Annotated in this window: 13 protein-coding genes; 6 read left to right on the plus strand and 7 right to left on the minus strand. The window is 71.7% G+C overall.

The annotated features are described in order from the left end of the window. Positions 1-93 precede the first annotated feature (93 nt). From AB0G74_RS00620 to metH, 3 genes are all read right to left on the minus strand, one after another. Positions 94-1,692: an ABC transporter substrate-binding protein gene (locus tag AB0G74_RS00620; RefSeq protein ID WP_361138635.1), complete on the minus strand. Its 1,599-nt coding sequence runs from the start codon at positions 1,690-1,692 to the stop codon at positions 94-96. A 414-nt stretch (positions 1,693-2,106) separates the two neighbouring features. Beyond that, a complete protein-coding gene (locus AB0G74_RS00625; protein ID WP_361138638.1) occupies positions 2,107-2,808 on the minus strand; it encodes an HAD family phosphatase in 702 nt (233 codons plus the stop codon). 161 nt (positions 2,809-2,969) lie between these two features. Next, entirely contained in the window at positions 2,970-6,494 is a 3,525-nt protein-coding gene (metH, locus tag AB0G74_RS00630; RefSeq protein WP_361138641.1) for a methionine synthase, read from the minus strand. Between the two features lie 431 nt (positions 6,495-6,925). Between metH and AB0G74_RS00635 the strand changes: the two genes are divergently transcribed. From AB0G74_RS00635 to AB0G74_RS00660, 6 genes are all read left to right on the plus strand, one after another. Beyond that, positions 6,926-7,702, plus strand: a complete 777-nt coding sequence (locus tag AB0G74_RS00635) for an IclR family transcriptional regulator (protein ID WP_361138958.1) — start codon at positions 6,926-6,928, stop codon at positions 7,700-7,702. A gap of 622 nt (positions 7,703-8,324) precedes the next feature. Next, a complete protein-coding gene (locus AB0G74_RS00640; RefSeq protein ID WP_361138644.1) occupies positions 8,325-9,110 on the plus strand; it encodes an MIP/aquaporin family protein in 786 nt (261 codons plus the stop codon). A gap of 95 nt (positions 9,111-9,205) precedes the next feature. Next, entirely contained in the window at positions 9,206-10,732 is a 1,527-nt protein-coding gene (gene glpK / locus AB0G74_RS00645) for a glycerol kinase GlpK (protein WP_361138961.1), read from the plus strand. Between the two features lie 6 nt (positions 10,733-10,738). Next, positions 10,739-12,349: a glycerol-3-phosphate dehydrogenase/oxidase gene (locus tag AB0G74_RS00650; RefSeq protein WP_361138646.1), complete on the plus strand. Its 1,611-nt coding sequence runs from the start codon at positions 10,739-10,741 to the stop codon at positions 12,347-12,349. A 132-nt stretch (positions 12,350-12,481) separates the two neighbouring features. Further along, a complete protein-coding gene (locus AB0G74_RS00655) occupies positions 12,482-13,153 on the plus strand; it encodes an FCD domain-containing protein (protein ID WP_361138649.1) in 672 nt (223 codons plus the stop codon). 237 nt (positions 13,154-13,390) lie between these two features. Continuing rightward, positions 13,391-14,644: a PAC2 family protein gene (locus AB0G74_RS00660; RefSeq protein WP_361138651.1), complete on the plus strand. Its 1,254-nt coding sequence runs from the start codon at positions 13,391-13,393 to the stop codon at positions 14,642-14,644. Between the two features lie 99 nt (positions 14,645-14,743). Here the strand turns inward: AB0G74_RS00660 and AB0G74_RS00665 are convergent, their stop codons facing one another. The 4 genes from AB0G74_RS00665 to AB0G74_RS00680 all read right to left on the minus strand — a co-directional run bounded on the left by AB0G74_RS00665 (position 14,744) and on the right by AB0G74_RS00680 (position 18,803). Next, the gene (locus AB0G74_RS00665) at positions 14,744-15,736 is read right to left on the minus strand and encodes a superoxide dismutase (RefSeq protein ID WP_361138654.1); all 993 of its coding nucleotides are present in this window, start codon (positions 15,734-15,736) and stop codon (positions 14,744-14,746) included. Between the two features lie 201 nt (positions 15,737-15,937). Then, a complete protein-coding gene (gene mshC, locus AB0G74_RS00670) occupies positions 15,938-17,167 on the minus strand; it encodes a cysteine--1-D-myo-inosityl 2-amino-2-deoxy-alpha-D-glucopyranoside ligase (protein ID WP_361138657.1) in 1,230 nt (409 codons plus the stop codon). Between the two features lie 242 nt (positions 17,168-17,409). Then, the gene (locus tag AB0G74_RS00675) at positions 17,410-18,249 is read right to left on the minus strand and encodes an SCO1664 family protein (RefSeq protein ID WP_361138659.1); all 840 of its coding nucleotides are present in this window, start codon (positions 18,247-18,249) and stop codon (positions 17,410-17,412) included. After that, complete coding sequence (locus AB0G74_RS00680; protein WP_358825322.1) at positions 18,213-18,803, minus strand: DUF3090 domain-containing protein; 591 nt, start codon at positions 18,801-18,803, stop codon at positions 18,213-18,215. Before AB0G74_RS00680 ends, AB0G74_RS00675 begins: the two co-directional genes overlap by 37 nt. Positions 18,804-18,945 lie beyond the last annotated feature (142 nt).

Genomic DNA, 18,945 nt, shown 5'->3' on the forward strand with positions numbered 1-18,945 from the left:
CGTCGTGGCGTGACGGGACGGTGGTACGACGGAGCGGCGGCGGGCCGGTGGGCCCGCCGCCGCTCTGCCGTCTGCGCGTCGCGCCGGTGCCGGTTACTTCGCGGCGGCCTTCAGTTCCCAGATCTGGAGGTCGGAGGTGGCGTTGAGCAGGCGCTCGACACCGCCGACGCCCTTGCGGGAGGCGACGTACTGCTTGCCCTGCCAGAGCGGCAGTACGGGGACGTCGTCGGCGACGATGTCCTGCATGGTGCTGAACGCGGCTCCGGCGGCGGTGCGGTCGGCGTGGCGGCGGGACTGCGGGATGAGGTCGCGCACCTTCTGGCTCACATAGGGCGAGTTGAGGAAGTTGTCCTTGTCGAGGAAGGGCGCGATGTAGTTGTCGGGGTCCGGGAAGTCGGGGAACCATCCCATGCCGTAGACGGGGTAGTCGCCGCGCTTCTGGGCGGCGCGGAACGAGGCCCACTCGGTGCCCTTGATGGACGCCGAGAAGAGCTTGGAGTCGTTGAGCTGCTTCCGCAGCACCTCGAACTCCTTGGCGGTTCCGGCACCGTAGCGGTCGGTGGTGTAGTGCAGGTCGATCTCGACCGGGGTGCTGATGTCGGCGTCGGCGAGGATCTTGCGGGCCTTCTTGACGCTGGGCTCGCCGTACTCGTTGTAGAAGGAGTTCTTGTGCCCGCCGATGGTGGCGGGGATCAGCGAGTACAGGGGCTCGGCGGTGGCGCCGTAGACCTGTCCGGCGATCTGGCCTCGGTCGATGACGGCCGCCATCGCCTGCCGTACCGCCTTGTCCTTCACCTGGGGGGCGTCGGTGTTGAAGGCGAGGTAGCGGATGGAGACGCCCGGCATCTCGACGAGTTCGGTGTCCTTGGGCGGATTCTCGGTGAAGTTCCTGATCTGCTCCGGGGACATCTCCCGGGTCATGACGTCGATCTCGCCCTTCTCCAGCGCCTGGCCCATGGCGGCGGCGTCGGGGTAGACGCGCATCTCAACCTTCTGGTTGGAGACCTTGATGCCGCCGCGGTAGGAGTCGTTGCGGGTGAAGGTGACCTTGCTGATCCGGTCGTTCTCGGTCTCGGCCTTCATGGTGTACGGGCCGGAGCCGTCGACCTGGAAGCCGCTGCGGAGCTTGTCCGCCCGGTAGTTCTTCTTGCTGACGATGCTCGCGGCGGGCGTGGAGAGCTTGTACGGGAAGGTGGCGTCCGGGGTCGAGAGGTGGAAGACGACCTCCTTGTCGCCCTTGGTCTCGATGGTGTCCACGGTGGAGAGGAGTGCGGCGACGCCGTCGTCGGAGTCGATGCCCAGGACCCGCTCGATGGAGAACTTGACGTCCTCGGCGGTGACCGCGGAGCCGTCGGCGAACTTCAGCCCGTCGCGGAGCTTGCAGCGGAAGCTCTGGCTGGAGTTGTCGGTGAAGGCGCAGGACTGGGCGGCCTCGGGCGAGGGCAGGCCGCCGCTCTGCGGGGTCCGCATCAGGGTCTGGAGGCTGGGCCGGAGGACGTTCCAGGCGCCGGTGTCGTACGCGTGCGCCGGGTCGAGGGGTGCCGGGTTGTCCTTGCCGCCCGCGATCTGGTCCGTGGTGCCCACGACGATGGTTCCCCCGCCCGAGGAGTCGCCCTTGGAGCCGCCGCAGGCGACGAGCGCGGGCGCGAGCAGGCCGACCACGGCCGGCAGCACCAAAGTCTTACGGTTCATCCTGGGCGTTCTCCTCATCCGGCACTGGGTACTTCGTGCGAGGAGTCCCACCGCGTCGCCCGTTCGGGGCGGTTGGACCGTCCGGGAACCCGGAAGGACCGGCCCCAGGGTGCGCGACGGTTGGACGACCGCCGGGGCGTGTCGGTGGTGCGGCGAGGACTCGCGAAGACATTAGTCGGCGGTGCCGGGAGGGGTTGACGGGGCCGTTCGGGGGCCGTAATCGCTGAGTGACCGGTCATATCCCGGCCGCGATTCCCGCCCCGGGGAATGATTCGTACAGGTCTTCACCAATGCGGACACATGGAGCGGCGACGGCCCGCCGCGGGGCGGCGGGCCGGGGCTAGTCCAGTAGGCGCCGGGTGAGGAATGTCACGCGGGAAAACTTATCGGATCGCGGCTCTCGGTGACGGCGGATCAGGTGCCGGATCCGGCCATCAGCGCCCGGAGAAAGCGCAGGTCGACGCCTTCCAGCGACTCCACGACGACCCGGCCTTCGGCAGGGGCGATCGGGGCCACGGAGGGCACGGCGACCACCCGGCAGCCCGCCGCCTCGGCGGAGGCCACCCCGGTCGCGGTGTCCTCGACGACGGCGCAGTGGGCGGGCGCCACGCCCAGGCCCTCGGCGGCCAGCAGATACGGGTCGGGGTGCGGCTTGGTGCGCGGGACCTCGTCACCGGCGACGGAGAGCGCGAACTCGTGCGGCAGGGACTCCAGGACCCGGTCGATGATGCGCCGGTGGGAGGCGGAGACCAGGGCGGTGGGCAGCCCGGCGGCGGCCAGTTCGGCCAGCAGGCGCCGTACGCCCGGCATCAGCGGCACGCCTTCGCTGATCCGCTTCTCGAAGGCGTCGTTGAGCCGTCCGGTCAGCTCGGGGAGGGTGATGTCGGCGCCGGTGACCTCGATCAGATAGCCGGCGCTGCGGGTCATCGGGCCGCCGACGACCACCTCGCGCCAGGCGTCGTCCAGCCGGTGTCCCAGCTCGGCGAAGACCCGTACCTCCGCGTCCCACCAGAAACCCTCCGTGTCCACGAGGGTGCCGTCCATGTCCAGCAGTACGGCGCCGAGGGCCGCCCCGTCCGCCGTACGGGTGAGGGACGTGGGGATCGCGCTGGTCATCGGCGTACCTCCGGAGGGACGAGAAGGCCGGCCGCCTCTCCCCCTCGGCTTCCCCGCTGGGGCAGGCGACCGGCCTGCGTTGGACCGACAAGTGTACGACCCGGACGGCGCGGGCGCCGGTGGTTTGTCCACCGGCACCCGCCGTCGGTGTGATGATCCGACTACCGCGCGTTGAAGTACTTGGCTTCCGGGTGGTGGATCACGATGGCGTCCGTCGACTGCTCGGGATGGAGCTGGAACTCCTCGGAGAGCTGGACGCCGATCCGCTCCGGCCGCAGCAGCTCGGCGATCTTGGCCCGGTCCTCCAGGTCGGGGCAGGCCCCGTAGCCGAGGGAGAACCGCGCGCCGCGGTACTTGAGGGCGAACATGTCCTCCACGGCGTCGGGGTCCTCGCCGCCGAAGCCGAGTTCGGCCCGGACCCGGGCGTGCCAGTACTCGGCGAGCGCCTCGGCGAGCTGGACGGAGAGTCCGTGCAGCTCCAGATAGTCGCGGTAGGCGTCACCCGCGAAGAGTTCGGCGGTGGCCTCCCCGATCTTCGAGCCGACGGTGACGACCTGGAAGCCGACGACGTCCCGCTCCCCCGAGTCCTCGGGGCGGAAGAAGTCGGCCAGACAGAGCCTGCGGCCCCGGCGCTGCCGGGGGAAGGTGAACCGGGTGCGCTCCGAGCCGTCCTCGTTGAGCACGATCAGGTCGTCGCCCTTGGAGACGCAGGGGAAGTAGCCGTAGACGACGGCGGCTTCGAGCAGATTACGGGTGTGGAGCTGCTCCAGCAGGCCGCGGAGGCGGGGCCGGCCCTCGCTCTCCACCAGCTCCTCGTAGCCGGGTCCGTCGCCGGCCCGGCTCTGCTTGAGGCCCCACTGGCCCTTGAAGAGGGCGCCCTCGTCGAGCCAGGAGGCGTACTCCTTGAGCTGGATGCCCTTGATGACCCGGGTGCCCCAGAACGGCGGCTCCGGTACGGGGTTGTCGACGGAGACGTCGGAGCGTACGGCGCCCTCCTCGGGGCGCTCGTCGGCGGTGACGGCGGGCGCGGCGGCCCGGACCCGGCGCTGCCTCAGTTCGGGCAGCGCGGCGCCGGGGACGCCGCGCTTGACGCCGATCAGGGCGTCCATCAGCCGCAGGCCCTCGAAGGCGTCCCGGGCGTAGCGGACCTCGCCCTCGTACAGCTCGTGCAGGTCCTGTTCGACATAGGCGCGGGTGAGGGCGGCACCGCCGAGGATCACGGGGTAGTCCGCCGCGATCTTCCGCTGGTTCATCTCCTCCAGGTTCTCCTTCATGATCACCGTGGATTTGACCAGCAGTCCGGACATCCCGATGACATCGGCCCGGTGCTCCTCGGCGGCCTCCAGGATCGCCGAGACGGGCTGCTTGATGCCCAGGTTGACGACGTTGTAGCCGTTGTTGGAGAGGATGATGTCGACGAGGTTCTTGCCGATGTCGTGGACGTCGCCGCGGACGGTGGCGAGCACGATGGTGCCCTTGCCCTCGGCGTCCGACTTCTCCATGTGCGGCTCCAGATAGGCCACCGCGTTCTTCATGACCTCGGCGGACTGGAGGACGAACGGGAGCTGCATCTGGCCGGAGCCGAAGAGTTCGCCGACGACCTTCATGCCCTCCAGCAGGGTCTCGTTGACGATGTCGAGGGCGGGCCGTTCGGCCAGCGCCTCGTCGAGGTCGGTCTCCAGGCCGTTCTTCTCGCCGTCGATGATCCGGCGCTGGAGCCGCTCGTCCAGCGGGAGGGCGAGCAGTTCCTCGGCCTTGCCCGCCTTCAGGGACTTGGTGTCGACGCCCTCGAACAGCTCCATCAGCCGCTGGAGCGGGTCGTAGCCCTCGGCGCGCCGGTCGTAGATCAGATCGAGGGCGGTGGTGACCTGCTCCTCGTCGAAGCGGGCGATCGGCAGGATCTTGGAGGCGTGCACGATGGCGGAGTCGAGTCCGGCCTTGACGCACTCGTCGAGGAAGACGGAGTTCAGCAGGATCCGGGCGGCCGGGTTGAGGCCGAAGGAGATATTGGAGAGCCCGAGGGTGGTCTGGACATCGGGGTGCCGCCGCTTGAGCTCCCGGATCGCCTCGATGGTGTGGATGCCGTCGCGGCGGGATTCCTCCTGGCCGGTGCAGATGGTGAAGGTGAGGGTGTCGACGAGGATGTCGGACTCGTGGATGCCCCAGTTGCCGGTGAGGTCGGCGATCAGCCGCTGGGCGATGGCGACCTTGTTCTCGACGGTCCGGGCCTGGCCCTCCTCGTCGATGGTGAGGGCGATCAGGGCCGCGCCGTGCTCCCGGGCCAGCCGGGTGACCTGGGCGAACCGGGACTCGGGGCCGTCACCGTCCTCGTAGTTGACGGAGTTGATGACGGCCCGGCCGCCGATCTTCTCCAGCCCGGCCCGGATGACGTCGACCTCGGTGGAGTCCAGCACCACGGGGAGGGTGGAGGCGGTGGCGAACCGGCCGGCCAGTTCGGCCATGTCGGCGACGCCGTCCCGGCCCACGTAGTCGACGCAGAGGTCGAGCATGTGGGCGCCCTCGCGGATCTGATCGCGGGCCATCTCGACACAGTCGTCCCACCGGCCCGCGAGCATCGCCTCGCGGAACTTCTTGGAGCCGTTGGCGTTGGTCCGCTCGCCGATCGCCATATAGGCGGTGTCCTGCCGGAACGGGACGGTCTGGTAGAGCGACGCGGCGCCCGGCTCGGGGCTGGGGACGCGCTCGGGGGGCGTCACCCCGCGGACCCGCTCGACGACCTGGCGCAGGTGTTCGGGGGTCGTACCGCAGCAGCCGCCGATCAGCGAGAGGCCGTACTCGCGGACGAAGGTCTCCTGGGCGTCCGCGAGGCCCTCGGCGTCCAGCGGGAAGTAGGCGCCGTCCTTGCCGAGGACGGGGAGCCCGGCGTTCGGCATGCAGAGCAGCGGGATCCGGGAGTGCCGGGCGAGATAGCGCAGATGCTCGCTCATCTCCGCCGGGCCGGTGGAGCAGTTCAGCCCGATCATGTCGATGCCGAGCGGCTCCAGGGCCGTGAGGGCGGCGCCGATCTCGGAGCCGAGCAGCATGGTGCCGGTGGTCTCGAAGGCCATCGAGCAGAGCAGCGGCACCTCGGTACCGGTGGCCTCCATGGCCCGGCGGGCGCCGAGGATCGCGGCCTTGGTCTGGAGCAGGTCCTGGGTGGTCTCGACCAGCAGGGCGTCCGAGCCCCCGGCGATCAGCCCCTCGGCATTGGCCTGGAAGCCGTCGCGGAGCGCGGTGTACGGGGCGTGGCCCAGGGTGGGCAGCTTGGTACCGGGGCCGATGGAGCCGAGGACCCAGCGCTGGCCGCCGCCGCGCGCGGTGTAGGCGTCGGCGACCTCACGGGCGATCCGGGCGCCCGACTCGGAGAGTTCGTGGATCCGGTCGGCGATCTCGTACTCGCCGAGGGCGGAGTGATTGGCGCCGAAGGTGTTGGTCTCCACGCAGTCGACCCCGGCGTCGAAGTACGCCTCGTGGACCGAGCGGACGATGTCCGGCCGGGTGGCGTTGAGGACCTCGTTGCAGCCTTCCAGGTTCTGGAAGTCCTCCAGGGTCGGGTCCTGGGCCTGGAGCATGGTGCCCATCGCTCCGTCGGCGACGACGACCCGGGTGGCGAGGGCCTCCCGGAGTGCGGCGACCCGGGTCCGGCTGTCGGCGGAGGGTACGGAAGGGGTGGGCGACGAGGCCATGAACGGGCTCCCTGGGCTGCGACGGCTGTCGGCTTTGCGGCTTCCGGTGGGAAGGCGCACGGAGTCAGGGTAACCGGGCCCGGCGGGGTGCGGTCAGGGTGTCCCACGGGCCGGACGTGTTCCGGCCCCCGGCCGGGGGCCGGTCCGGGGCCGGTCCGGGGCCGGTCCGGGGGCCGGTCAAGAGGCGGCCGGGAGGCGTTCGGGGCGCTTCCCGGGGGCGGTGGAAAGGTGGTGGTGGTACGGCCGGACGGGGCGGGCGGGATCGTCCCGGCACCCGGACGGCTCAGGGGGACGTGCCGGAGGATGTCTCCCAGGTTTGTGGGGTTCTCGTGAAGCTTTCGGCCGCGAGATACTCGCACAACGGCATGCGCGGTCGGCATCGGCCGATAGTGTTCAGCATTGTCGAACAGCAGCGGGAGAGGGCCGATCCGATGGCGAAGAACATCCAGTCGCTGGAGCGCGCGGCGGCGATGCTGCGACTGCTCGCGGGCGGCGAGCGCCGCCTCGGCCTTTCCGACATCGCCTCGTCGCTCGATCTGGCGAAGGGGACCGCGCACGGCATTCTGCGCACGCTCCAGGCGGAGGGCTTCGTCGAACAGGACCCGGCGTCCGGCCGCTATCAGCTCGGTGCCGAGTTGTTGCGCCTCGGGAACAGCTATCTCGATGTCCACGAGCTGCGCGCCAGGGCCCTGGTGTGGACCGACGACCTGGCCCGCTCCAGCGGAGAGAGCGTCCATCTGGGGGTGCTCCACCAGCACGGCGTACTGATCGTCCACCATGTCTTCCGGCCCGACGACAGCCGCCAGGTACTGGAGGTGGGCGCGATGCAGCCACTGCACTCCACCGCCCTGGGCAAAGTCCTGGCCGCGTACGACCCGGTGGCCCACTCCGAGGCGGTCGAGGCGGACCGGAAGACCTTCACCCCGCTGACGGTGACCGGCCTGGACGAGTTCGAGTCCGTACTGGCCGAGACCCGGGCCCGGGGCTGGGGGGCGGACGTCGAGGAGACCTGGGAGGGCGTGGCCGCGGTGGCCGCGCCGATCCACGACCGGCGCCGGATGCCGGTGGGCGCGGTCGCCATCACGGGCGCCGTGGAACGTATCTGCGAGAACCGGCTGGGCCCGCCCGAGCTGCGCCCGGAGCTGATCACGGCGGTCCGGGAGTGCGCCAGGGCGGTCTCGCGCGATCTGGGCGCCGGACGCTTCTGACCGCGCCGGGGCCGCGCACGGCACCGGACCGGCCGTGGTGGGCGGGGCCGGTGGCCGGTCCGCCCGCCCCGGCCCCGGGCGAGTGAAGGGGCGTACGGCCCGCGACCGCCGGACGCCTTCGCGCCCCGCGCGCGTACGACCCATAAGACGCGCGTACGCGCCGTAAGCCGTACGCCGCCGGGCCGCCGGTCCGGCGCGGGAGTCCGTGGCCCCGGCCTTCCGGCCCGTACGCCCCGGGACCGCGACCTCCCGGCACCCGCGGCACCTCCGGTCGGCCGCGCCGGGCCGTCCCCGGTCCGGGCGAGGACATCGCGCGCATGGGACGATTCGGGCGCATCATCGGATGACTAAACATTTCCATAGAGTCACCACGCACCGGACCGGCCGGACCGGTGCCGTTCTTTCCGTTTTTTCCGGACCACAGGGCCCGCACCCCTTGACGGCGTGTTTACGCAGAGGAAAACTGCCGTTCATCGGTCGGCATTGTCGAACAGCTGACGGAAAATCGCGTTAGAGTGTGACTGCGCCAAGGACCGATACCGCCCGGTGGCTCCCGCCGCCGGGCGCGAGCCGCCGGAGGAGCCGGGGTTCGCCATCACTGGACCAGGACAAAGGAGTCGCGGTGTCCAGCTCCAATATCTTCATCGGCGAAGTCATCGGTACCGCCGTTCTCATCCTGCTCGGCGGCGGTGTGGTCGCAGCCGTATCGCTGAAGAAGTCCAAGGCGCGCAACGCGGGCTGGCTGGCCATCACCTTCGGGTGGGGCTTCGCCGTTATGACGGCCGTGTACATGACCAGTTCCCTGTCCGGCGCCCATCTGAACCCCGCTGTCACGCTGGGTATCGCCATCAAGGACGGCACCTGGTCGAACGTGCCCTACTACGTCGCGGGCCAGATGCTCGGCGCGATGATCGGCGCCGCCCTGGTCGTGGTCGCCTACTACGGGCAGTTCATGGCCCATCTCACCGACCCCGAGATCACCGGCGACCCCGCCGAGAAGCCCATCGAGGGCCCGCACGGCGGCGACAGGGCCGGACCGGTCCTCGGCATCTTCTCCACCGGCCCCGAGATCCGGATCGCCTGGCAGAACCTGGCCACCGAGATCCTCGGCACCGTCGTCCTCGTCCTCGCCGTGCTCACCCAGGGCCTCAACGCCGAGGGCAAGGGTCTGAGCACGCTCGGCGCACTGATCACCGCCTTCGTCGTGGTCGGTATCGGCCTCTCGCTCGGCGGTCCCACGGGCTACGCCATCAACCCGGCCCGTGACCTCGGCCCCCGGATCGTGCACTCCCTGCTCCCGCTGCCCAACAAGGGCCGCTCCGACTGGGGCTACGCCTGGATCCCCGTCCTGGGCCCGCTCGCGGGTGGCGCCCTCGCGGCGGGTATCTACGACCTGGCCTTCGCCTGAGCCGGGAGCCGAGTCCCATGACCCCGAAGACCCCCGAGATCCCCCGGCCCGCCGGGGACCCCGAGATCTCCGAGACCTCCGAGCAGGAGCACCCCGTGACCGACGCACACACCGCCGGACCGTTCATCGCCGCCATCGACCAGGGCACCACCTCCAGCCGCTGCATCGTCTTCGACAAGGACGGCCGGATCGTCTCGGTCGACCAGAAGGAGCACGAGCAGATCTTCCCCAAGCCGGGGTGGGTGGAGCACAACGCCACCGAGATCTGGGCCAATGTGCAGGAAGTGGTGGCGGGCGCCCTCGCCAAGGCCGGGATCACCCGCGACGACGTCAAGGCCATCGGCATCACCAACCAGCGCGAGACCACCCTGCTGTGGGACCGCGCCACCGGTGAGCCGGTGCACAACGCGATCGTCTGGCAGGACACCCGTACCGACTCGCTCTGCAAGGAACTGGGCCGCAACGTCGGCCAGGACCGCTTCCGCCGGGAGACCGGACTGCCGCTCGCCAGCTACTTCGCCGGACCCAAGGTCCGCTGGCTGCTCGACAACGTCCCCGGTCTGCGGGAGCGCGCCGAGCGGGGCGAGATCCTCTTCGGCACCATGGACTCCTGGGTCATCTGGAATCTGACCGGCGGCACCGACGGCGGTGTCCACGTCACCGATGTCACCAACGCCTCCCGCACCATGCTGATGAATCTGCACACCATGTCGTGGGACGACAAGATCCTCAGCTCGATGGAGATCCCGGCCGCCCTCCTCCCGGAGATCCGGTCCTCCTCCGAGGTGTACGGCGCCGCCAAGGGCGGCGTGCTCGACGGCATCCCGGTCGCCTCCGCCCTCGGTGACCAGCAGGCCGCCCTCTTCGGCCAGACCTGCTTCTCCGAGGGCGAGGCCAAGTCCACGTACGGCACCGGCACCTTCATGCTGATGAACACCGGCGGCACCCCGGTGAACTCGTACAACGGACTGCTGACCACGGTGGGCTACCAGATCGGCGACCAGGAGCCGGTCTACGCCCTGGAGGGCTCGATCGCCGTCACCGGCTCGCTCGTCCAGTGGATGCGCGACCAGATGGGGCTGATCAAGTCGGCCGCCGAGATCGAGACCCTCGCCCTCTCGGTCGAGGACAACGGCGGCGCCTATGTCGTGCCCGCCTTCTCCGGTCTCTTCGCCCCCTACTGGCGCTCCGACGCCCGGGGCGTGATCGCCGGACTCACCCGGTACGTCACCAAGGCCCACATCGCCCGCGCGGTGCTGGAGGCGACCGCCTGGCAGACCCGTGAGATCACCGACGCCATGACCAAGGACTCCGGCGTCGAACTGACCGCCCTCAAGGTCGACGGCGGTATGACCTCCAACAATCTGCTGATGCAGACCCTCGCCGACGTGCTGGACGCCCCCGTCGTCCGGCCGATGGTCGCCGAGACCACCTGCCTCGGCGCGGCCTACGCGGCCGGGCTCGCGGTCGGTTTCTGGCCCGACACCGACGCGCTTCGCGCCAACTGGCGCCGGGCCGCCGAATGGACCCCTCGCATGGACGCCGACCGGCGTCAGAGCGAATACAAGAACTGGCTCAAGGCCGTCGAGCGGACCATGGGCTGGATCGAGCACGAGGAGTAATCGAAAATGACCACCCTGCAGAGTGTCCCGGCCCTCGGGACGCACCCGGCCGCCGGCTCCCTGCCGAGCCGTGCCGAGACCCGGGACCAGCTCGCCCTCGCGACCTACGATCTCCTGGTGATCGGCGGCGGCATCCTGGGCATCTCCACCGCCTGGCATGCCGCTCAGGCCGGGCTGCGGGTGGCCCTGGTGGACGCCGGCGACTTCGCCGGCGCCACCTCCTCCGCCTCCTCCAAGCTGCTCCACGGCGGTCTGCGGTATCTGCAGACCGGGGCCGTGAAGCTGGTCGCGGAGAACCACTTCGAGCGGCGGGCGGTCTCCCGTGAGGTCGCCCCCCACCTCGCCAACCCGCTCACCTTCTATCTGCCGGTCTACAAGGGCGGCCCGCACGGCGCCGCCAAGCTCGGCGCCGGGGTCTTCGCGTACTCCGCGCTCTCCGCCTTCGGCGACGGTGTCGGCCATGTCATCAGCCCGTCGAAGGCCCGCCGGGACGTGCCCGAGCTGCGGACCGAGAATCTGAAGGCCGTCGCCGTCTACGGCGACGACCAGATGAACGACGCCCGGATGGCGCTGATGACCGTCCGCGCGGCCGCCGCCGCGGGCGCCACCGTCCTCAACCACGCCGAGGTCACCGGGCTGCGGTTCACCAAGGGCCGGGTCAGCGGGGCCGAGCTGAGGGACCGTACCGACGGCACCGAGTTCGGCGTCACCGCCCGGCTGGTACTCAACGCCACCGGCCCGTGGGTGGACCATCTGCGCCGGATGGAGGACCCGAACGCGGCCCCGTCGATCCGGCTCTCCAAGGGCGCCCACCTGGTGCTCAAGCGCACCTCGCCCTGGCGGGCGGCGCTGGCCACCCCGATCGACAAGTACCGGATCACCTTCGCCCTCCCCTGGGAGGACATGCTGCTGCTCGGCACCACCGACGAGATGTACGAGGGCGACCCCGCCGACGTCTCCGTCACCGAGAAGGACACCGCGCAGATCCTCGACGAGGCCGCCTTCTCCGTCCGCGACCAGCAGCTCTCCCGCGATCTGATCACCTACTCCTTCGCCGGTCTCCGGGTCCTGCCGGGCGGCCCCGGCGACACCTCCCAGGCCAAGCGGGAAACCGTGGTCTCCGAGGGCCGGGGCGGCATGCTCTCGGTCGCGGGCGGCAAGTGGACCACCTTCCGCCACATCGGCCGGACCATCATGAACAAGCTGGCCGCCCTGCCCGGACAGCCGCTGGCCGAGGACATGACGCCGATGTCCGGACTGCCGCGCAAGCTGCCGCTGCCCGGCATAGCCAACCCGCGGGCGGTGGAGCACCGGCTGCTGGTCGACGGCCCGGCGCCCGGCCCCCGGATGGCCGCGGACACCGCCCGGCATCTCGCCACCCACTACGGCTCCCTCGCCTTCGACATCGCCCGGCTCGCCAACGACGACCCGGCGCTGGCGGAGCGGATCCACCCCGACGCCCCGGAGATCTGGGCGCAGGTCGTCTACGCGCGCGACCACGAGTGGGCCGAGACGGCGGAGGACGTGCTGCGCCGCCGGACCACCCTGACGATCCGCGGTCTGGCCACCGACGAGATCACCGCGAAGGTGGAGGGCCTGCTGGGGCGGCGCTCCTGAGCCCCGGCCCCGGTCACCCCGATGTGGGCGGCTCCGGACGGAGCCGCCCACGTTGTACGCTCGGGCACCATCGGGCGCCCGACAGACGTCCGATGACTCACGGGACCGGCGCACCGGGGCGAGGGGGCCGTCATGGCTGTCACCGACGAGGCCATCGAGAAGATCAAGAAAATGATCGTCTCGGGCGAACTGCGCCCCGGTGACCGGCTGCCGAAGGAGAGCGAGCTGGCCGCCGCCCTCGGGCTGTCGCGCAACTCGCTGCGCGAGGCGGTCCGGGCGCTCTCCCTGATCCGGGTGCTCGACGTCCGCCAGGGCGACGGTACGTATGTCACCAGTCTCGACCCCCAGGTACTGCTGGAGGCGCTCCGTTTCGTCGTCGACGTCCACCGGGACGACACCGAACTGGAGTTCCTCGCCGTCCGCCGGATCCTGGAACCCGCGGCGACGGCGATGGCCGCGAGCCGGATCACCCCGGCCGGACTCGCGGCGCTGGCGGCGGAGCTGGACGCGCTGGGCCCCTCGCCGTCCGTGGAGGCGCTGGTCGCCGCCGACCTGGCGTTCCACCGGGGCGTCGCCCGCTGGTCGGGCAATACGGTGCTCTGCTCGCTGCTCGACGGGCTGTCCGGGGCCGCGGCCCGGGCCCGGATCCGGCGGGCGCTGGCGGTGGAGGGCGTGGCGGACCGGATCGTCGGTGAGCACCGGGCCGTCCTCGGGGCGTTGCGGGACGGGGACGCGGAGGCCGCCCGTTCCTGGGCCACGGTCCATATCGCGGGGGTGGAACAGCGGCTCCGGCAGGCCCTGTGACGGCCGGTGGGCCGTCCCCCGTAGCGCCGGTCGACCGGTAGCACTGGCTTCAGGTGGCCCCCGTTCCCGCCGGGCCGGCCGGTAAATCCCCCGGACAGCTCGGATGTATTCCCGGTGTGGTGGCGTGGCGAACGAACGGTGCCCCATTCACCCGGGCGTGCACGAGGGCTGCGGCGGCACCGCCCGCAAGCCGTAAGGTTGGGGCGTACGAGAGGGAACTTCGGAAGGAGGCACTGGGTGATCGAGCTCGAGGGGGTACCCGAGCTGATCGACCCGGTCATGGTGGCCGCGTTCGAGGGCTGGAACGACGCCGGCGACGCCGCCTCCACCGCGGTCGGGCATCTGGACCGGGAATGGAAGGGGGAGGTGTTCGCGGCGCTCGACGCCGAGGACTACTACGACTTCCAGGTCAACCGGCCCACGGTGTACATGGACGGCGGGGTACGCAAGATCACCTGGCCCACGACCCGGCTCTCGGTGGTCCGGATCGGCGGTGAGAAGCCGCGCGATCTGGTATTGGTCCGCGGTATCGAACCGTCCATGCGCTGGCGTTCGTTCTGCAACGAGATCCTCGGCTTCGCCCATGAACTGGGAGTGGAGATGGTGGTGATCCTCGGCGCGCTGCTCGGGGACACCCCGCACACCCGTCCGGTGCCGGTCAGCGGCATCACCTCGGATCCCGATCTGGCGCGGGCGATGGATCTGGAGGAGACCAGGTACGAGGGCCCGACGGGCATCGTCGGCATCCTCCAGGAGGCGTGCACGCACGCGGGGGTGCCCGCGGTGAGTCTCTGGGCGGCGGTGCCGCACTATGTGTCGCAGCCGCCGAACCCGAAGGCGACGCTGGCGCTGCTGAACCGGCTGGAGGATCTGATCGGGCTGCGGATCCCGCTGGGCGAACTCCCGGAGGACGCGCGGGCGTGGCAGTTGGGCGTGGACCAACTGGCGGCCGAGGACTCGGAGGTGGCGGAGTACGTCCAGACGCTGGAGGAGGCCCGCGACACCGCCGACCTGCCGGAGGCGTCGGGCGAGGCCATCGCCAGGGAGTTCGAGCGCTATCTGCGGCGGCGGGACGGTGGTCCCGGCGGCGCGGGCGGGCCCGGTACGGGTCCCGGAGTCGCTTCCGACTCGGGTGAGCCGGGCGCGGGCGGGCCCGGTGGTCCGGCCGCGGGCCCGTACCGGCGCGATCCGGCGTCGGGGCTCGGGCGGTCGTCGAAGGGCCGTTGGCCGAGCGGTGACGAATCGTCGGGTCCGGCGGAAGGACCCGGCGAGTCCCCGGATCCCGCGGCGGCGGAGACGCCCGACGGGGAGTCCGGCAGCGGCTCCGGCGGCGGGGGCTCCACCGGCGGCCGGAAGGCGGGAGGACCGGGGCGCAAGGGCTCCGGTACATCCGGCGGGTCCGGCACGTCGGGCAAGTCCGGTGAATCCGGCGGTTCCACCGAATCCGACGGGTCCGACCGGGCCGACGGGTCCGACGAGGACACAGCCTGAGGTGAGGTCCGCCGCTGATCCGTTCGGCGGTTTCCGGGGGTGGTACCGCGACGGGATCGCGGTACCACCCCTCGGCCGTTCACCGGCGGGCGCGTCCCGTCAGGGCCGTACCCGCCGGACCGCCACCGCGTCGTACTCGGTGTCCGGGGTCGGCGCCACGTCGAACCGCGCGTTCGGCAGATAGAGCCGGTCCCCGAACGCGGCCACCGTCGTCGGGACCCGGAACCGGGGGTCGGTGAGGGTGGCGATCTCCCGGGCCCGGGTGCCCGCCCGGTCGAGCCGGAGCACATTGACGGTGTTCAGGAACTGCTGGACCACGTAGAGGGTCCGGCCGAGCAGCAGCACACCGTCGGCGGCGGGCAGCCGCAGGCTCCCGGTGTCGATCCGCCGGGCCACCCCGGTCGCGGGATCCACCCGGACCAGGGACCCGCCGTCGAGCGACGCGTTGGTCACCACCAGGGCCCGGCCGTCGGGCGTGGTGCTGATCCCGTTGCCGGAGTAGGGCAGTCCCTGCGACCAGTCCCCGGTGAGCGGCAGTGGCTCGACGCGGTCGCCCGGCGTGCCGTCGGGGCCCAGCGGCAGCCGGAACAGGTGCGGGGTGGCCGAGTCGGTGAACCAGGCGGCGCCGGGGGTCAGGACGACGTCGTTGACGAAGGTGTTCGCGAGGCCGAGGTCGCCGTAGCGCCGTAGCTCCCGGCCCGTTCGCGCGTCGGCGACCCGGATCTCCCGGGCCTGTCCCCCGGCCAGGAAGAGCCGTCGGCCGGCCCGGTCGACCTTGAGACCGACCACCGGGTGCGCGGCGCCCTGCGGCGGGACCAGGATCTGTCCGGCGCCGGTGGCCAGGGCGACCCGCAGCACCGAGCCGTCGGCCAGGGAACCGAAGTAGGCGTACGGGCGCGACCCGATGGCGATGCCCTCGGGGCGGAAGCCGTTCGGCAACGAAAACCGGTCCGGCCAGGGCGCCCCGGATTCCGGGCTCCCGGCCGGACCGCCGCCGGGCGCGGCCCGGGCCACGGGCGCGAGCGGACCGGCCAGCGCCGCTCCGCCGACGGCGGCGGCCAGTAATCCTCTGCGCGACCAAGATCGATGCACGGGACATCCTTTCAGTGGGCGGTAACCGGCCGCCCCGGGCCGCAGCCGATCTCGCTCGTCACCGCGGCCCGAAGGGGGTGATCACACCAGAACGCCGGATCCCCGGGGGCTATTCCCCGGGGATCCGGCGTCTTTTTCCCGCGCTCTCCGGCGGGTGCGCGATGGACCGGACAGGCCGTCAGAGGCCGTCCGGGCGCGAGGTCAGAGCGCCACGCCCAGCAGGGCGTCCACGGTCCGCGAGACGAGTCCGGGCGCCCCTTCGTCCGTACCGCCCGAGGCGTGCTGCCGTTCGGCCCAGCGGTCGACGGCGACCAGCGCGGCCGGGGTGTCGAGATCGTCGGCGAGGGCGGTACGGATCTGCTCCAGCAGCTCGTCGGCGGCGGGCCCGTCGGGGCGGGACACGGCGGCCCGCCAGCGGGCCAGTCGCTCCTCGGCCGCCGTCAGCTCGGCGTCCGTCCACTCCCAGTCCGCGCGGTAGTGGTGGGCGAGGAGGGCGAGCCGGATGGCGGCCGGGTCGGTACCGGCCCGGCGCAGTGCCGAGACGAAGACCAGGTTGCCCCGGGACTTCGACATCTTCTCGCCGTCCAGCGCGACCATGCCCGCGTGGACGTAGGCGCGGGCGAAGGGGTGCTCGCCGGTGAGGGCCTGGGCGTGGGAGGCGCCCATCTCGTGGTGCGGGAAGACCAGGTCGGAGCCGCCGCCCTGGATGTCGAAGCCCATCCCCAGGTAGTCGAGGGCGATGGCGACGCACTCGATGTGCCAGCCGGGGCGGCCGGGGCCGAGGCTGCCGCCGTCCCAGTGGGGTTCGCCGTCCCGGGCGGCCAGCCACAGCATGGGGTCGACGGGGTTCTTCTTGCCGGGGCGGTCGGGGTCGCCGCCGCGTTCGGCGGAGAGCAGTCGCATCGCCTCGGCGTCGAGTCCGGAGACCTCGCCGAAGTGGGGGTCGCTCTCGACCGAGAAGTAGATGTCGCCGTCGAGTTCGTAGGCGGCCCCGGCGTCCCGGAGGCGTTCCACCAGCGGGACGATCCGGGGTATGGCCTCGACGGCGCCGATGTAGTCGCGGGGCGGGAGCATTCGCAGGGCCGTCATGTCCTCGCGGAAGAGCTTGGTCTCCCGCTCGGCGAGATGGGTCCAGTCCTCTCCGTCACGGACGGCGCGCTCCAGGAGTGGGTCGTCGATGTCGGTGACGTTCTGGACGTAGTGAACCTGTCGCTTCGTGTCGAGCCACACGCGCTGTACGAGATCGAACGCGTTGTAGGTCGCCGCGTGACCCAGGTGGGTCGCGTCGTACGGGGTGATCCCGCAGACGTAGATACGGGCGACGGGACCGGGAGCGAGGGTGACGCGCTCACCGGTCGCGGTGTCGTGAATCATGAGGTCGCGGCCCTTGCCGGGCAGGGCGGGGACCTCGGAAGCGGGCCAGGCATGCATGCCTCCGAGCCTAACCGCAGCTCCCGTACGACGGCTGCCGCGGGGGGCGGCGACCTGGGCGGGCCCGGGTGTTCTTCCCCACCCGGGCGGCCGGGAAACCCGCACTTCCGGCCGGTGGACCGGCCCGGGCGGACCGGATGCGGGAGTTCCGGGAGCGGCGGACCGGCGGCGGACCGGCACCGGGCGGGGTCGGCGCCTCGGGTCGCCTCTTGTGGATCCTGCCGGGCCGGGTGGCCGCCGGGTCAGACCGGGGGCCAGGGGATCGCGGGCCACTCCCCCGTCGGTACGGGGTGGCGGCCGGTTTCCCGGAGGGCGGCCAGCCGGGCGCGGACCGCGTCGACCTCGGCGGGGGTGATGAGTTCGGCCAGCCGGTCGGCGAGCGGGGCGCCGGGGCCCAGGGCCGCGGCGAGGCCGGCCAGGGCGGGCAGGGTGGCGGGCGGCAGGGGCTCCCCGGCCCAGCCCCACAGCAGGGTACGGAGCTTGGCGTCGGCGTTGAAGGTGACGCCGTGGTCGATGGCGTAGAGGGTGCCGTCGGTCGAGGGCAGCAGATGGCCGCCCTTGCGGTCGCCGTTGTTGATCACCGCGTCGAGGATCGCGAGCCGGCGGAGCCGTTCGTCGTCGGCGTGGACCAGGAGCGCCGTACGGCCCTCCCCCACCTGGGCGTGGCCGACGGCCTTCCAGCCGTCGCCGGGTTCGTCGCCGTCGACCAGGGCGAGCAGTCCGGCGTCGGGGTCGGCGTCGATCCAGAGCTGGACCATGCCCCGGCCGTAGGGTCCTTCGCGCAGGACGGTCGGCGGGACGAGGCCCCAGCCGAGGGCCTCGGAGACCTCGTAGGCGGCGACCTCGCGTTCGGCGAGGGTGCCGTCGGGGAAGTCCCAGAGGGGCCGCTCACCGGCGACGGGCTTGTAGACGCAGGACGCCGCCTCGCCGTCGAGGGCGACGGAGCAGAGCAGCACCGCGTTGGACGCCTCGGGTACCCGGCCGCGGACGGTCAGCTCGCCCCGGGTGAGCAGGCGCAGCACCTCCGTACGGTCGCGAGGGGTGGTCACGCCCCTCGGCGGTATCCGTTCTGGCGGGGGCATACATGTCCTTCCGGATCGAGCGGGAGGCTGCACAGCGGGCACGGCGGGCGTCCGGCGTTGACGACGTCGAGGGCGCGTTTGGCGAAGGCGCGGGCCTGGGCGCCGGTGAGCCGGACCCGCAGCATCGGCGGTCCGTTCTCCTCGTCCTGGAGCAGTCGTTCCTCGGCCTCGGCGAGGTCCTCCTCGGAGTCGGCGTCCAGCTCGACCAGCGCCTGGGCCTCGACGATCATGCGCTGTTCCTCGCCGTCCCAGGCCAGGGCCATCGTGCCGACCCGGAACTCCTCCTCGACGGGCGCGTCGAGCGGGGCGGTGTCGGCAATGTCCGCGGGGGCGACCGCGGGGACCGGGGCGTTGCCGCCGGTGCGCCGTACGACCTCGTCGAGCAGTTCGTCGATCCGTTCGGCGAGCGCCGCCACCTGGGTCTTCTCCAGGGCGACACTGGTGACGCGGCCTCCGGCTGATGCCTGGAGGAAGAACGTACGGCGTCCGGGGAGCCCGACCGTACCGGCGACGAACCGGTCCGGCGGGTCGTAGAGGAACACCTGACGGGACACGCTCTGACTCCCTCGGGGTTCGGGAACAGCCGCCGGGCCGCGCGATGACGGCGTGGTGACTGCGCTGTAACGGCTGGTACGGCTGTGGGGGACGCGGCGCCGACGGCGCGGGGCGCGGACGGCGCCACGGGCCGTGCGGCCG

The organism is Streptomyces sp. NPDC020875 (assembly GCF_040641415.1).
Classification (GTDB): domain Bacteria; phylum Actinomycetota; class Actinomycetes; order Streptomycetales; family Streptomycetaceae; genus Streptomyces.